General features: G+C 36.5%; 11 protein-coding genes. 3 read left to right on the forward strand and 8 right to left on the reverse strand.

Annotation, left to right across the window (positions count from 1 at the left end):
* Nucleotides 1–39 precede the first annotated feature (39 nt).
* The 7 genes from BD809_RS04880 to hemB form a co-directional block, all read right to left on the reverse strand.
* The gene (locus BD809_RS04880; protein WP_148781819.1) at nucleotides 40–756 is read right to left on the reverse strand and encodes a 3'-5' exonuclease; all 717 of its coding nucleotides are present in this window, start codon (nucleotides 754–756) and stop codon (nucleotides 40–42) included.
* Nucleotides 746–1,906: a serine hydrolase domain-containing protein gene (locus BD809_RS04885; protein ID WP_148781820.1), complete on the reverse strand. Its 1,161-nt coding sequence runs from the start codon at nucleotides 1,904–1,906 to the stop codon at nucleotides 746–748. The genes BD809_RS04880 and BD809_RS04885 overlap by 11 nt, the downstream gene beginning before the upstream one ends.
* A gap of 73 nt (nucleotides 1,907–1,979) precedes the next feature.
* Nucleotides 1,980–2,483 (reverse strand): methylated-DNA--[protein]-cysteine S-methyltransferase, encoded by a 504-nt coding sequence (locus BD809_RS04890; RefSeq protein WP_170251749.1) that lies wholly within the window; start codon nucleotides 2,481–2,483, stop codon nucleotides 1,980–1,982.
* Nucleotides 2,461–3,549, reverse strand: a complete 1,089-nt coding sequence (locus tag BD809_RS04895) for a CNNM domain-containing protein (protein WP_148781821.1) — start codon at nucleotides 3,547–3,549, stop codon at nucleotides 2,461–2,463. The genes BD809_RS04890 and BD809_RS04895 overlap by 23 nt, the downstream gene beginning before the upstream one ends.
* Before the next feature lie 127 nt (nucleotides 3,550–3,676).
* A complete protein-coding gene (locus tag BD809_RS04900) occupies nucleotides 3,677–4,084 on the reverse strand; it encodes a c-type cytochrome (protein WP_170251751.1) in 408 nt (135 codons plus the stop codon).
* Nucleotides 4,085–4,100: 16 nt separating this feature from the next.
* Entirely contained in the window at nucleotides 4,101–4,490 is a 390-nt protein-coding gene (locus BD809_RS04905; protein ID WP_148781823.1) for a TerB family tellurite resistance protein, read from the reverse strand.
* A 20-nt stretch (nucleotides 4,491–4,510) separates the two neighbouring features.
* Complete coding sequence (hemB, locus tag BD809_RS04910; RefSeq protein WP_148781824.1) at nucleotides 4,511–5,485, reverse strand: porphobilinogen synthase; 975 nt, start codon at nucleotides 5,483–5,485, stop codon at nucleotides 4,511–4,513.
* 201 nt (nucleotides 5,486–5,686) lie between these two features.
* Here hemB and BD809_RS04915 point away from each other — a divergent pair, with 201 nt between their 5' ends.
* From BD809_RS04915 to BD809_RS04925, 3 genes are all read left to right on the forward strand, one after another.
* Nucleotides 5,687–6,568, forward strand: coding sequence for an ABC transporter ATP-binding protein (locus tag BD809_RS04915; protein ID WP_148781825.1), 882 nt, complete (start codon nucleotides 5,687–5,689; stop codon nucleotides 6,566–6,568).
* Between the two features lies 1 nt (nucleotide 6,569).
* Nucleotides 6,570–10,172 carry an ABC transporter permease/M1 family aminopeptidase gene (locus BD809_RS04920; RefSeq protein WP_148781826.1) on the forward strand — a complete coding sequence of 1,201 codons (3,603 nt, stop codon included), beginning with the start codon at nucleotides 6,570–6,572 and terminating at the stop codon, nucleotides 10,170–10,172.
* Nucleotides 10,173–10,358: 186 nt separating this feature from the next.
* Nucleotides 10,359–11,852, forward strand: a complete 1,494-nt coding sequence (locus tag BD809_RS04925) for a carboxypeptidase-like regulatory domain-containing protein (protein ID WP_148781827.1) — start codon at nucleotides 10,359–10,361, stop codon at nucleotides 11,850–11,852.
* Nucleotides 11,853–12,011: 159 nt separating this feature from the next.
* Here BD809_RS04925 and BD809_RS04930 read toward each other — a convergent pair whose 3' ends face one another.
* The gene (locus BD809_RS04930) at nucleotides 12,012–15,215 is read right to left on the reverse strand and encodes a M36 family metallopeptidase (protein WP_148781828.1); all 3,204 of its coding nucleotides are present in this window, start codon (nucleotides 15,213–15,215) and stop codon (nucleotides 12,012–12,014) included.
* Between the last annotated feature and the right edge of the window lie 706 nt (nucleotides 15,216–15,921).

The raw sequence follows: 15,921 nt of genomic DNA on the forward strand, positions 1-15,921 counted from the left end.
GGATCCGTCTTTACGATCTGTAAAATAAATTTGTTATGGCTAAATCGTAGTGATCTCTGAAGGCAGTAAAAGAGCTTCCTGCCTTAATTTAAGTATGATCTGGGCCACAGCTATTGTATCCTTTTCGCAATAGGTGACTATTCTATCCAAGTTTTTTTCTTTATAATATACTTCGCCTACCTGACTTCCATCAATATCGTCTTTGGGAGAAGGAATACCCAATATATTAGTGAGTAATTTGAGAGATGTATAATGCTTATAATCTCCGAATTTCCATAATTCTAAGGTGTCCAAATGAGGTACTTCCCAAGGTTTTTTACCGAAGAGGTCTAACTTAGCGGGTAATGAAATTCCGTTGATTAATATTCGTCTTGCGATATAAGGAAAATCAAACTCTTTACCGTTATGCGCGCATAAAAGATGTTGCGGACGGTTAAAATGTGATTCTAACAGCTTTTTAAATTCAACCAAAAGCTCTTCTTCCTTTTCATTGTGAAAAGAGGTAACTCTAAAGCTCCTGTTATCGCCAACATCTGAAAAATATCCGACTGAAATACAGACAATTTTACCAAATTCAGCCCAGATCCCAGCTCTTTCATAAAACTCCTCAGGTGTAAAATCTTCTTTACGTTGATATTTTGTTTTCTCACTCCATAAATATTGCATTTCCGGACTTAATGCATCAAAAACTTCATGCAGGGGAACTGTTTCAATATCAAGAAAAAGAATATGCTCTAAATTTAATTTATGTAACATCAATCAACATATTTAAAGCTTCTTCCAAATAAATGTAAAAATCTCTAGTAAACGATTTACCATCCTTAAATTCTGATCGTTGATGTCCTAAGCGTACAATCGTGATATTTTCTTCAGGTATAGATATTACATACTGTCCTAAAATACCACGCATAACAAAAATTTTCTTGTCAAGATGGTTGGACAACCAAAATCCGTAGCCATACATAGCGCTATCAGCAAATCTGGGCTGAATCGCTTTGTCGGTAAAAGCTTCAGGCAACAGTTGTTGCCCCCCGTAATTACCTCCATTTTGAAATAACAAGCCAAATTTTGCAAAATCTCTAGCTGTACTGGCAATGCAGCAGTATGCTTTTTCCATACCGCTATCTTCACTATCCAACTGCCACAACCCGTCTTGACTCATACCCATAGGTTTCCAAAAACTTTCACTTAAATAGGAGGATAGATTTTTTCCGGTTGCTTTTTCTATCACCATTCCCAATAATTGCGTGTTTCCACTTAAATACTCAAAAGCCTCTCCGGGTGTTTTTATTACGTCCAGATCTAACATAACTTCTCGTATGTCAGTATCATAATATGCCTTTGCAGTAATAGAAAACGGACTTGTATAATGTTCTGTCCAATCCAAACCTGACGCCATTGAGGATAAATCTCCTACGGTCATCTGTGCTGCTGTCCCTTCAGAAAACTCGGTAAAAAAATCACCTACAGGCTGTTCAAGGCTTTTAATATGTCCATCCATAATTGCTTTCCCCAATAAGGCAGTCACAATACTTTTTGCCATCGAAAAAGAATTTGTTCGAGACAAACTATCATATCCCGGAGCATAATATTCATGCCAAACACTATCATTCTTTAAGATCAAAAAAGAGGTAGTTCCCAAAGCAGCGTGTGTACTATCCAAACGTTCTGAAGGCAAAATAGAATTGTAATACTGATGTTGAGGTATCTCATTAATTGTTTCAGCTGTTTTGATAGTGCGGTTATCAAAGTGTGGATAATCATCAATAAAAGCAGTCGTATGTCCGGTCATATACACAACACGAACTCCTTTTATGATATAGTCATAGTCGAGAACATATAGCAGTACTAAAAGGATTGCTACAGTAATCAAAAAACCTTTAATGATACGCTTAAATACTTTCATGAAATTTTATAATTGAGCCCTTCAGGGTGTTTGCTCCACTAATGTATGAAAATATTTTTGTACTCCTCAACAATTAGAACAATCGTTGTTGTGTATAGGGACTTTCATGCTCTAGCAACCATTTCTTTCTCCATAAGCCTCCGGCATATCCGGTCAACGAACCATCTGATCCGATTACCCGATGACAGGGAACTATGATCCATAGAGGGTTTTTTCCATTTGCTGATGCCGCAGCGCGAATTACTTTGGGATCACCGAGCTGTTTTGCGACATCCAAATAACTGACCGTTTGTCCATATGGAATTTTAGATAATGCTGCCCACACCTTTTTTTGAAACGAAGTACCCGAAGGATGTAATGGCAAATCAAAGGTTTTTCGTCGTCCATCGAAGTATTCTTTCACTTGTTTTATAGCCTCATCAAAATAAGGAGGTAATTCCTTATTACAAAGAGCAGAAGACACAATTTCTCCTACGGTAAATGCAGTAAGCCCTATAGCATCACCCACTAAATAGGCTTTACCTAGCGGAGTTTCAACTGTTGTAAAATATCTTTTACTTTTTGGATTCATTTTCATCAATGATCCCCATTTTCTTCGCTCTTTTTTGCCAGTTTTGTCGTGCTAATTCCTGCATATTATGCTCAACATCACTCTCATCAACAATTTCCAATCCTAACAGTGTTTCTATAACATCTTCCATAGTAACAATTCCACTTACTGAACCGTATTCATCTACGACTAAAGCAATGTGATTCTTACTCTCTATCAAACGATTAAACAACTCTGGTATCGGTAAATTACGCTCAGTATATAAAATATTCCTTCTAATCTCACCTAAGGTCTTGGTTCCGTTACCATTGGCCATTTCTTTAAACACCTCATCTTTTAACACCATCCCGGTTATGTTGTCGCTCTTACCTTGATATACCGGAACTCTTGAAAACCTTAGATTTTGATTTTCATTAAAAAATGATTCGATGGTGGTATCCTCACTGGCCAATTTCATCACTGTTCGTGGTGTCATGACATCCTTAGTGAAAACTTCTTTGAATGTGAGCAAATTTTTGATGACTTTTGACTCTGATTCTTCAAATACACCTTCTTCGTGTGCTATATCAGCCATTGCTGTAAAATCTTCTCGGTTCAACACAGATCCGTGATGTGCACTACCTCCCACAATTTTTGTAGTCAGCTGAAGCAACCAAAGAATACCAGTGTATCGCAGAGGAATAATCATAAGAGTTAACGCTTTTGAGGTAAAGTTTGCTAACAACTTCCATTTGCTGGCTCCTATTGTTTTTGGTATAATTTCTGAAACGACCAATATCAAAAAAGTCATAATTGCTGAGACCACTCCAACTACATTGACCCCCAATATTTCAAATTTATAAGGTAATTTTTCTGCCTGAACCCCCACCAAAATAGCACCTACGGTATGTGCTATGGTATTTATGGTTAAAATTGCAATTAGCGGTTGATCTACGTCTTTTTTGAGACGCTCCAGTGTTTCTGCATATGATTTTCCCTCTTTCTTTTTAATACTAATAAATGTCGGGGTTATGCTTAATAGCACGGCTTCTAAAACCGAGCATAAAAAGGAGAACATAATAGATACTACTGCGTAAATTATAAGTAAAGTCATAAAAGTCGGCTATACGAAATAAATGTATTTTAAAATACTTCAGAAAAGTATGGTTTTAGATCTACAAAGATCCATTTTAAATTATAATTTGTCCTTAAAATTAAGATAATTCCTACGGTTACTTGAGCTATGGTGTACTTTTTTTTGCTGAAACTTGTTTCATATAGGTCTCAAGATTGGATAATTCCTCCTCGGAAAAATGCTTTATAATCGCAAAATTTGTTTTCATAACAGCATAATTTTCCGGTTCAACTATGGGTTCGGCGTCTTGTTTTAAAAAAGCAATCAAATTTCCATTTTGCTCATTATAGACCTGCATAATTTTATCTAAGCTGGGACCGATTGATTTTTTGTCCGTTAAGTGACAGGTAAAACATCTCCCTTTGCCCATAAAAATCTCTTTTCCCTTATCAAATGCAGTGCGGGAAGTACTTTTTTTACCAATTGTAATGGTTTCCCTTTCTTTTTTGGCAGGTTGACACGCTACAAACAGAGATAAACTAAGTAACATCAACAATAATGGTTTTATGCTCATAGGTACGATTAGCTTTTTAAGATTGAAAATTATCTTTGATACTTTCTGCATCTTTAGTAAAACGATTTAATAAATCAGTGCTAAAGTTTGTTGCTATAGAATCATTGCTAGCGTTGACGTGATTACTGACTAAAGCCAATTTTGTCAGAGCATAATGCATGAATTCATATTCTTCATCGGGACCATGATCAGAAAATACCTCGATTACCTTGCGATACAACGTATTAATATCAGAATGATGTTCATTTTCATAATCAAATGACCATTTAATTTCTTTCCCTTTAGGATGCTCCATTAAAATTTCTTCTAAGGTCAAAATCTCACGCTCATTGATTACTCCATCCTCCATCGCAGCTACATACAGTAATTCTCCAAAGGATTGATACAATCTATCTTTATTTTCCATATGTCTACATAATTTATAAATTACCCCAGTAAGGTAGCAATATCTTTTGAAAAGTAACTCGCTATCATAGTCGCTCCTGCACGCTTTATTGCAGTAACTTGTTCCATCATCACCGCGTTATGATCTAACCACCCCTTTTCTGCAGCAGCTTTGAGCATCGCATACTCACCGCTTACCTGATAAACCGCTATCGGTACATCTACTGCTTCTTTGATATCCCGTACAATATCTAAATAACACAATCCGGGTTTCACCATAACAATATCTGCTCCTTCTTGAATATCCATTAAAGTTTCTTTGATGGCTTCATCGCGATTAGCATAATCCATTTGATAGGTTTTCTTATCTCCGAAGCCTGGTGCAGAATCTAATGCATCTCTAAAGGGTCCATAAAAGGAAGAAGCATACTTAGCACTATAGCTCATAATACCCGCATTAACAAATTTCTTTTGTTCCAGAAGTTCTCGGATTGCACGAATTCTACCATCCATCATATCACTTGGTGCCACAAAATCTGCTCCGGACTGTACGTGAGAGAGTGCCATTTTTGCCAACACATCGCAGGTAGGATCATTGGTAATATAGCCGTCTTCAACAATTCCATCATGTCCATAAGAAGAATATGGATCTAGTGCTACATCGGTCATTACTAACATCTCGGGAGCTAAGTCTTTAATTGTTTTAATAGCACGTTGCATTAACCCATTACTGTTCAATGCTTCAGTTCCTTTATTGTCTTTCAAATTATCCGCCACTTTAACAAAAAGCAACACTGCTTTGAGTCCTAGACTTTGTAAGGTTTTAACTTCGGATGCAATACCATCCAAACTATATCTGTAATAGCCTGGCATAGAAGCTATCTCTTCTTTTACACCTTTACCTTCGACAATAAAAAGAGGGGTTATAAAATCATTGGGAGTTATCGCATTTTCTCGTACCAAAGAACGAATAGCATCATTGGTTCTCAATCTTCTGTTTCTGCGTAGTTGCTGCATACCTTTGCTCTAATTTTATAGTGTAAAGATACTGATATATCTTAAGATTTCGGACGTAAATTTATACTGCGCTTTGGGAATCAAACCTACACATCTAAAAACTTTGGGAGCTAAAACTTTGAGTTATAACGCTTGCAAAATATAGGTTGTAACAAAATGCACATTACGACTACTTATAAAAAGACAATAATAATCTCAACTATGCTTACAATAACCAATTTGAACAAAACGTACCCTAATGGCACGCAAGCACTGAACAATGTAAATTTACACTTGGAAAAAGGAATGTTCGGTCTTTTAGGTCCCAATGGAGCGGGTAAATCTTCCTTGATGAGAACCATCGCTACCTTGCAGCAAGCTGATTCGGGTACTATACACTTTGATGGTATTGATGTTTTTAAAAATCCGGAAGCTCTTCGAAAGGTATTAGGGTATTTACCACAGGATTTTGGAGTATATCCTAAAGTATCGGCAGAATTGATGCTTAATCATATTGCCAAAGTGAAAGGTATTACGGATAGTAAAGTAAGAAAAGAATACGTGGGTGATTTACTCAATAAAGTCAATTTATACAATTTTAGAAATCGAAATTTAGGAGATTTTTCCGGCGGAATGCGTCAGCGTTTTGGTATTGCACAAGCCTTATTAGGTAATCCTAAGTTGATAATTGTTGATGAACCAACTGCTGGTTTAGATCCATTAGAACGTAATCGCTTTCATAATCTGTTGAGCGAATTGGGAGAAAATGCAGTCGTTATTCTATCCACTCATATTGTCGACGATGTCATTAATCTTTGTCAGAACATGGCGGTGTTTAATGAAGGGAAGATTTTGGTTCAGGGCAATCCTCAGGATTTGTCTGACAGGCTAAACGGAAAAGTGTATAAGAAACATATCGCCAAAGAGGAATTATCCCACTATGAATCCAACTACAATGTGTTGACAAACTATTTACGTGGTGGACAGCTTAATATTAATATTTATAGTGAATCACATCCCGAAGATGGTTTTGAGCGTATTCCCAATGATTTAGAAGATTTTTACTTCTATAGCATTAATCAGAAACTTTTAAAAACAGTTTAAAATGAAAGAAATATTAAATTTTGAACTGCAATATCGACTGGGCAGGCCCGCAACCTGGATTTATTTCTCATTAGGCGCATTGATTGCGGCATTACTGGCTGCATTTGAGCAATCTGCAACGGCAGAGTTTGTTAATAGTCCAAACAATATTACCGGTGTACTGGTTCCTGTTTCGGTTATTGCCATTTTCTTTTATGCTGCAATTATGGGGGTTCCCGTTTATAGAGATGCAGAACATAAAACTGCAGAAACTTATTTCACCTTTCCTATCAAACCCACATCGTATATTTGGGGTCGTTTTTTAGGGAGTTATCTTATAGCATCCTTGGTAAATGTCGGGATTGTATTTGGCGCTGTCATTGGCTTCGGGATCGGAGCATTTTTGGAACGCCCTGATTTTGGATCGTATACAGCATTCCACTTCTCTTCTTATGTTTTACCATTTATTTTTATTTTGCAAATTAATGCCTTATTGATTGGATCATTATTCTTTAGTTTGATGGCCTTCTTTAAAAAGATGCCGATTATCTATTTGGGAGGTATCGTTCTTTTTCTTTTATACAGCATCTCTGGAGAATTACTATCGAATCTTGACAATCAATGGCTGAGTATCTATCTGGATCCCTTTGGCGGAAGGGCTTTTAGTCTAGTGAAAAAATATTGGTCAATCAATGAACTTAACACAAATTCACTTCCGATATACGGTAAGTTTTTAATTAATAGAATGCTCTGGCTAAGTGCCGGAATAGTTCTCTTTTTAATAACTTTATTTCGATTTAATTATCAAACCTTTTTAAAATCTGCAAAACAAAAGAAACAAAAATTGTCGTCCGCAATAGTTCCTAAAGCGGTTACTAATATTTCACAGTATTTCAACAAAAAAAGTGAACGTCAAAACCTCCTTTCTTTAAGTAAAATTGAGACACTTTCCATTCTAAAAGACCCTGTGTTTCTTATACTGCTGATTATTGGGATTATCGTTGCATTATTTACTGTATATAAGGGAAATGAAACCTATGGTACTCCAAACTTACCATTAACACGTTATGTAGTAATGTATATCTCTGGAGGCCTATCATTACTCTCCATCATCATCCTTGTAATTTACTCTGGGGAAGCTGTTCATAGAACCCGCAAAAATAAAACGTTTGTATTTTACGATGCACTCCCGATAAGTGACGGGAGTCTCTATTTTTCAAAAATCATTGCTTTATTAAGCACGGCGGTACTATTAACCACCATAAACATAGTTATTGCGGTTTTATATCAAACGATTAATGGATATTTTACCTATGAGCTTGGTATGCAATTCGTGTATAATTTTGTATTGATCTTTCCCGGATTCGTCATGACCGTCTTACTTGCATTTTTTATTCATGTATTGGTCAACAATAAATTCTTAGGTCATTTTGTCGTCATTGCTTTGTATATCGGTTTGCCTTTATTGGTAACACTCGCGTTCAAAAGCACCAATCCGATGCTAATTTTTACCGGAGCCACTCCATTTTTTATTAGTGATCTCAATGGCTTTGGTCACTACTTAGTGGGTGTAAGCTGGCTTAATTTGTATTGGGTATTGGCTACCACGATACTAATGATTGTTGGAAAACTTTTCTGGACACGCGGATTTCATGCATCGTTCAAAGAAAGAATGGTTCTTGCTAAAAAACGTTTTACCGCACCAACGATTATGATGTTCTCTGTTACCCTCCTTTTATTTGTCGCAGTAGCTGGTTATTCTTATTACAATTTGAAAGTACTTAACACCATTAATTCTAGTACATACGGCGACAAAACGGGTGCCGATGCCGAAAAAAAATATACCAAATATATAGGCCAGGCGCATCCAATCGTGACTGATCTCAAAGCCTATATCGATATTTATCCGGAAGAAAGAGGTGTCATGGCACGAGGTGAATATACAATTACCAATACAGATCAAACTAAAGTTATTGACACGTTGTTGCTTGAGATGCAGTATCCAAATATGCACACAAAACTAAAAAAAGTACTATATAACGGTAAAGAATTACTACCAGTCTACAGCGACTCGGTGTATCGCTTATTCCTGTACAAACTTCCTGAAGCTTTGTTGCCTTCTGCTACTGCCAAATTGATTCTGGAAGTCAGTGCAGAGACTAAAGGTTTTGCTAACGAAATGGAAACACAGGTGCTCCACAACGGTTCCTTTTTAAACAATCAAATTTTTCCTAGATTTCATTATGATCGTAGCTTAGTGGATAACGGGGTACGTAGAAAACATGGTTTAGAAAAACTCGATTATCTCCTTCCTCCCAGAAGCGATTCTGCCGCTATTAAAAAGAATTTATTTAATGAGGATGCAGACTATATCAATTTTGAAGCTATCGTAAGTACAGCCGCTGATCAGATTGCTATTGCTCCGGGCAAATTGCATCGTCAATGGACCGAGAAAGATCGTGCATACTATCACTATAAGCTGGAGTCAGAAACGGATTTGTTTTTTAACGTAGTGTCCGCTAGCTACGATATTGAGCGTGCAGAGTGGATCGCTCCCAGTGGGAAAAAAGTCGCTATAGAAATTTATCATTCTCCCAAGCATAAAAAAAATCTAAAACATTTTATCGAAGGAGCTAAAGTAGCACTACAGTATTGTTCAGAAAACTTTATGGAATACCCTAACTCGGTCTTGCGAATTGTAGAGTTCCCTGCGCATTCAGTTTTTGCACAGTCATTTGCTACAACGATTCCATATTCTGAAGATTTCGGTTTTGCGGCAGATTTCGATAGAGCCGAAGATTTTAATTACGCCTTTAGAGTAACCACTCACGAAGTTGCACATCAATGGTGGGGACATCTCGTTACACCAAGTAAAACATCGGGAGCCAATATTATTTCTGAAACCCTGGCTGAGTATACCTCGCTTATGACGATGAAACAGAAATATGGGGAAAATGGTATCAAAAATTTCCTTAAATACTCACTTGATGATTATTTGCGCAGCAGATCTTTCAGTTTTAAACCTGAACGCACATTGCTAAATGTAGAAACCGGTCAACATATTTGGTATCGCAAAGGATCTATGATTATGTATCATTTACAAGACGTCATCGGTGAAAAAAGAATGAACGATGCCTTGAAAAAATTCACAGATGAATTTAAATATTATAGAAAAGGAGTGTATCCAACTTCGCAGGACTTATACACCGCCATTCGTACTATTACTCCGGATTCTTTAAAATATTTGGTAGACGATGGTTTTAACGAAATTGTTTTATATGAAAACAGAGTTACTTCAGCGAAGACTGAAAAGCTACCGAATGCTTTCTATGAAACAACCTTCACCGTAGATTCTAAAAAGATTTATTACAATGATTCAGGTAAAGAAAAATATGTAGACTCCACAGCCAATTATATCGAGATAGGTTTATTCGGAGAGGATATTAAGGACACGCTGGATGTTACTTTGAAAAATCCGTACTATCTGGAACGTAAATGGCTACAACCGGGAGAAAACACCTTCGTTGTGAAAACAAAGGAAAAACCATTACGGGCAGGTATTGATCCCTATAATAAATTGATCGATCGCGACTCAGAGGACAATTTACAGAGTATAGAGGAGTGATTACTAAAGTAGTATGACTAAAAGAAACCAAAAAAATTCAATTATTTAGGAGATAAAACCGTGATAAGAATGCGCTGTTCTTATTGCGGTTTTATTAATTAGTACGATCCTTCATGTAATAATTCAAAATCTGAAGCGTCTTAATTAAAGTACCCTTTAAGGCATCTAAGTAAATCAACCATAATTATGCGATTATCAACATTTGTATTCCTAAGTTTGATTCAGGTAGTTTCAAGTTTCTCTCAAAGTACCGTTTACACTGTAATTGATGAGATCACCAAGCAACCTGTCCCGTACGCTACGATTCAAACCTCAGAAAATCAAGGTGTGTATACCAATGAAGAAGGACGTTTCAGTTTCGCTACAGAAGAGTATGGAACCAAGACAGACTCCATATATGTCTCGTCTATGGGGTATGAAAGACGAGGTATTGCTTTAGCTGCACTGACCGATAGCACTATTTATATTCGGCCCCAAGCCATAGCATTAGATGGTGCATTTATATCTAATAAAAAGTTGACCGTTGATGAAATTATAGAGCAAGTCAAAGAAAATTTGGAGCAAAACTACAGCCATGATCTCAGTCAAAAACGTTTTTTCTTAAGAAAATCTGACTTTGGTAAAGTGCGACACATGAATATTGATTTCAAAAAATCAACTATAGAGGAGTTCGATAAAAAATTTCTCGATAGCGTAGTTGCATTATTACCGAAGAAATCAGAGTTTTATAGCGAGGTTCTTGGAGATTTTTATAAGAGTAAGGATGATGAAAAACTGACGATCATCAAAGCAGCAAAGCTGTACGACAAAAACAATGAAGGCTCTTTTGAAGCACTGGGAAAAAAAGTAGAGCAAATCTTTAAAGAAAACGTAAAACCAACTTCCTATTTAAAAATCAAATCCGGTTTCTTTTTTGGCACCAAAGTGCAAGTAGACTCAATCCTAAAGGCAAGTGAAGAAGCGAAGCAAGTAAAAACAGAATTGGAAAAACAAGACGACAACAAAGAATATGTCTCCAATCAAAAAAGCAACCTCAAATCTATCTTTGAAAACACACTCTATAACGAAGATTCAAAATTGGATATACTCCACAAGTTCGGACGTTATGATTTTGAATTGACAGACTACTCTATCATCGATGGGCACAGTGTATATGTAATTCAATTTATCCCCGGTAGAAGAGCTGATTTCAAAGGAACACTTTATGTAAACACCGAGGATTTTGCTGTTGTACGCATTGATTATGAAAACACCAAAACATTGAAAAATTTTGGCTTATTAGGTTTAAGCTATAAGGAAAATGTTTATAAAGGAAGAACGATTTTCTCCAAAGAAACGGATCATAAATACCACTTAAAATTTCTAGAAAAGTATCAGGGAAATATTTTTGGCGTTGATCGACCTCTCAAAATAATCGAAAAAAATAAGCATGTTAAAGGAAAACGAAAACAAAATGAGTTGTCTCTGGGCATTGATGTAGGGATGTCGCAACTGGTAAAGACCGAGCTTGTAATTTTTAGCAATACATCCATCAATGATACGCAGTATCAAGAAGTGAAAGAAGACTATACTATTGAACCTGAATATCTATCTAAATACGACCCCGATTTTTGGAACGGCCATACGATCATGGAACCTAACACCGCCATTCGTAGTTTTGAGGCTACCGAGGGTTTGTAGAGTTTGGACACCCACTAGTTTCTATTCAAAATGACCCCAAGTATTTCGTAAGACATATATTTTGATCTGATATTTTCCAGATTATCAATCTAAAGTATTGCTGAAAAAAAAGAAGACCGCCTTTTCAGGCGGTCTTCTTAATAAATTTAAAAGTTAAATCTATTCTATTATAAATCGTTGCGTTTCTCCCTGAATGTTAAGTAAATACATTCCAGTTTTAAGGTTGCCAACATTAATAGTGCTATTACTATTTAATGTACCTCTAGCAACTATTCGTCCAAACAAATTCATTATTGAATATGAGTTTTTAGCAGTTTTAGGATTTTCCATTGTAATCTGCAACATACTTCCGCCTTTCAGTGGGTTCGGAGCAATAGTGAAACCAGTCATATCGTTTTCATCCTCGTCTCCGTATATCGGAGCTTTTAGTCCGAAATCTGCTACAACAGCAGCCGATCCGCCGCACGACCCTTCATATATCTTAACATTAGTAAAGGTTGAATTATTTCCTGATCCTGCGTCATTATCATTAATAAACACTAAACGATCCATATTTCCTGTATAGAAACTACCTACTGGAATTATATATGTCGTAGTTCCGCCAGAATAATTGTCATAATTAGTTATTCCGTAATTCTGAGTACCATGAACTTTGATTACCCTTGTAGAAGTCAGGGTATTATCATTTTCAAAAGCAATTCCATGTATTTCACCTTGAGAAGTACTACTAAAATCAAACTCTATCACAGTATTTGCAGTGACGGTATAATTGAAAGAAATATACTTCCAAGTGTTGTTAGATAATGATAATCCATTACCAGAATTTACAATTGAGAAATTACCCGCCGCATCCTGAGTAGCAAACGAAGTGATACTAAAATTATTAAAATTAACCGACTCACACGTTGGATCCGGGACAATACTTCCATTAGAAATACTTAAATCATCGATACTTACATCCCCTTGCCAGCTAGTTCCGGTAACGGTATTAAGACGCAATTGCACACTAGCATTTCCTGCATAAGCAGAAAGATCAATATTAGCAGTATTCCAGTTAGTTCCTTGTGCTCCTGTTCTAGTAAATACACTGGTCCAATCTCCTGTATTATCTGTTCTGGCTTCTACAGCTAACGTACCTACCGCATTACCCACCATATGGTATTGGAAGCTTAATACCGGGGTAGATAATCCGCTGAAATTTAAACACGGTGAGTTCAAAATAGCTCTTTTATTAGGAAATCCATTTCCGTTTCCAGAAGCTTCTACATAAATGTAAGAAGTACCATCAGCAGCACTACTAGGTCCTGTTCCTGTTGATGGAGTACTATTAGAATTTATAGTCCAATCTAAATCATCTCCAGATGCTTGAGACCAGACACCAATATTTCCTTCAAAGCTCTCGCTGTATGGAAATGAAGCTACATCTCCAGAACACTCATCTCCACCTGGTCCAGGTCCACCACCATCACAAGGATTAATAAATGACACTGTTTGGTCGGTTTGTTGGTTACTACCGCCATTATTATTTTCATCGGCATCTTGACCCACACCACGCTCAGAAAATGCTTTCCAGATAATACATGAATACTGACCACCGTATAAATCTTGATCCGCCTGAAGGATCCCATCTCTACCAGATACAAACCCAGGATTGTTTGCTGTATTTTTTAATCCTTCTATAACTAGAGCCAAAGCAATGTTGTTACCACCTGTTCCATTATAAAAATCAGGATCAAACCCTTCGGCATCAATTAAACCCCAAGTCATATCCCACAATATAGTAGCGAACGCATATCCAACACCATGTGGTCTTGCTAATCCTCCTATATCTGCATAGTCCGTATTATTGATAGATCTGTCAATAGAATATGGCGTGGGTCGAATCCCGTCTCCATTTGTTGGTTGATTGAGCGCATAGGTACCTATTCCTCTAGGATCTGTTCCCGAATCTCCAGCTTTCATCGTAAGCATTAAACCAAACCAATCAGACCATCCTTCACCCATTTGTTCAGATCCTCCTAAAGTGTTAGAAGATGGACCCCCAACTAATCTGATAGAAATACCGTGACCATATTCGTGGGCGATAATTCCATTATCCAAATCACCATCTCTATCAGGATTTGGGCTCGTCCAAAGAAACATTTGCATTCTTGGATTACCACCATCACCTGGTGTTGCAAAATTTGCATTGTTGCTTCCACTTCCATCTTGCGCATCTGCATTTACAGAGTCACCTCCTACACCACCTTTTCCGTAGTTGTTTTCTTGAAAGTTTCCACTCGCTTCATTAAATCCATATTGATAAAAAACATCGTGCATGATATTATTCCAATAAAAAAGATTTGTTATTGCAGCATCATCATATGTTGCAGGTGCTTGGGTAAGATTTATTGGAAAATTAAAGTCTAAGTTACTTCCTCCGTCCGGAGAAAATCCTGTACCATTATTTCCATTTCTATCTTCTTGCGCCCAAACATTGTTACCTCTAGTAATGGTATATTCTGCCCCTGCACTCCCATTAGTATCATGCCATCCAAATGGAGATGCACTGGAGTTTGCCGGATCAGTTACTACAGAACGGTTACCATGACTGGGACTTTCTATTGGCATTGCGTATACATTATAAGAATCGGGAGCAAGTGCTGCGGTTGCTTCTGCTTCGGTCAGAACTGTTGGAAAGTTATTATCCAATAGTACAGACTCATCATGATTATGTGTTTCATGATCTGGCGTATCAAAATTACAGGTTATCACCCAATCTTCAGTATATAAAATTTCACCTGAAGCTGCATCTACATTGGCATTCCACCAATGCTGACCATCCTTCTCGTATATGCTAACATGCCATGTTAATATTAGTTGATCATCATGTTTAAGATAAACCTGCCTGGCCTTTATAGGTTCTAGAGAAATTCCAGAATCTTCATAAACAAAAGCGTCATTTGATCTGCTCATTGACCTTGATAACTTGGGCGAGCCTAAATTATGAGCTTTTGCTACATTCATAATAGCCCCTTCAGCCGAAAAAGAGCTCCTTGATGTAGTAACTTTCGATTTTAAGCCTTTTACAAATTGATCAATCTCCCATGTGACTTGATTATTGTTCTTAACAGTAAGCTTATAGGTTGCATACTGGATAGGGATTCCTTGGTAATACTGCTGTACATATACATGCTGTATGTCAGGGTTTAAAGAAGGGACTACATTGGTAACTTTCCATTCTGATACATCTTCGGCCGTCATAGCCGATTTAGCTGTTACGTTGTTGAAATGGTTTTGAACGACACCATCCATGATACTTTGTGCAAGTATCGACTGCCCTATAAATAGATTTAATAAGACAAAGAAGTACATTTTTTTCATAAGTGTATGAGTTTAAATTTGTGTTAACTAAAATTAACGAAATTATCAACATATCACATAAAAAACATTTTTAGTAAATAATATTTAACAATTTGGCATTTTTGTTGAATTTTTAATAAAATAAAAATGTACGATTATTTGAGAGTACTGTATCGGGTGTCAACCTTTGAGAATACTAGGGTTCTTAAAACATTCAGAAAGATTTTCTTGTATGCCTTGATAATCAAAAGAATAACTATCCCTTTTTACAATTACGGGATACCTGTAGCTTTTTTTTTAAACTTTTAAGGTAAAAATGTGTTTTGATCATTACACTAGATCATTTTGACTAACCAGATTACCAAAAAATTAAACAGTTTATTCTAACACGCATTTAATTTTGTTTAGGCATCTTTAATTTTAGGACAAAACAAATTCTGAGTATTCCATAAGTTTTTGTATCCCTATACTACTGACACCATGGATGGTACAGATCTGATACTTTCGCACTCCCTTTGACCATTTTTTTGACTGAAATAGTAGCGATAATTATAGCGTATAGTGCTGGTAACTTGGAAAATGAAAATAATACTGTAGAAAACTTTGTAAAATTGGGTGTCAGAGCATATAAAAGATAATTACACCATAGAATCTGAATATTTATCTATGCATGACCCCAATCTTTGGAACCTCCATACAATTCATGGAACCTGACACCGCCATTTGT

The sequence above is a fragment of the Aquimarina intermedia genome, assembly GCF_008124785.1.
GTDB lineage: Bacteria > Bacteroidota > Bacteroidia > Flavobacteriales > Flavobacteriaceae > Aquimarina > Aquimarina intermedia.

Coding starts and splice junctions, on each gene's coding strand:
- BD809_RS04930 (WP_148781828.1), bottom strand. CDS start 15,215: ATGAAAAAAATGTACTTCTTTGTCTTATTAAATCTATTTATAGGGCAG.
- BD809_RS04890 (WP_170251749.1), bottom strand. CDS start 2,483: ATGAAAATGAATCCAAAAAGTAAAAGATATTTTACAACAGTTGAAACT.
- BD809_RS04900 (WP_170251751.1), bottom strand. CDS start 4,084: ATGAGCATAAAACCATTATTGTTGATGTTACTTAGTTTATCTCTGTTT.
- BD809_RS04885 (WP_148781820.1), bottom strand. CDS start 1,906: ATGAAAGTATTTAAGCGTATCATTAAAGGTTTTTTGATTACTGTAGCA.
- hemB (WP_148781824.1), bottom strand. CDS start 5,485: ATGCAGCAACTACGCAGAAACAGAAGATTGAGAACCAATGATGCTATT.
- BD809_RS04920 (WP_148781826.1), top strand. CDS start 6,570: ATGAAAGAAATATTAAATTTTGAACTGCAATATCGACTGGGCAGGCCC.
- BD809_RS04905 (WP_148781823.1), bottom strand. CDS start 4,490: ATGGAAAATAAAGATAGATTGTATCAATCCTTTGGAGAATTACTGTAT.
- BD809_RS04880 (WP_148781819.1), bottom strand. CDS start 756: ATGTTACATAAATTAAATTTAGAGCATATTCTTTTTCTTGATATTGAA.
- BD809_RS04895 (WP_148781821.1), bottom strand. CDS start 3,549: ATGACTTTACTTATAATTTACGCAGTAGTATCTATTATGTTCTCCTTT.
- BD809_RS04925 (WP_148781827.1), top strand. CDS start 10,359: ATGCGATTATCAACATTTGTATTCCTAAGTTTGATTCAGGTAGTTTCA.
- BD809_RS04915 (WP_148781825.1), top strand. CDS start 5,687: ATGCTTACAATAACCAATTTGAACAAAACGTACCCTAATGGCACGCAA.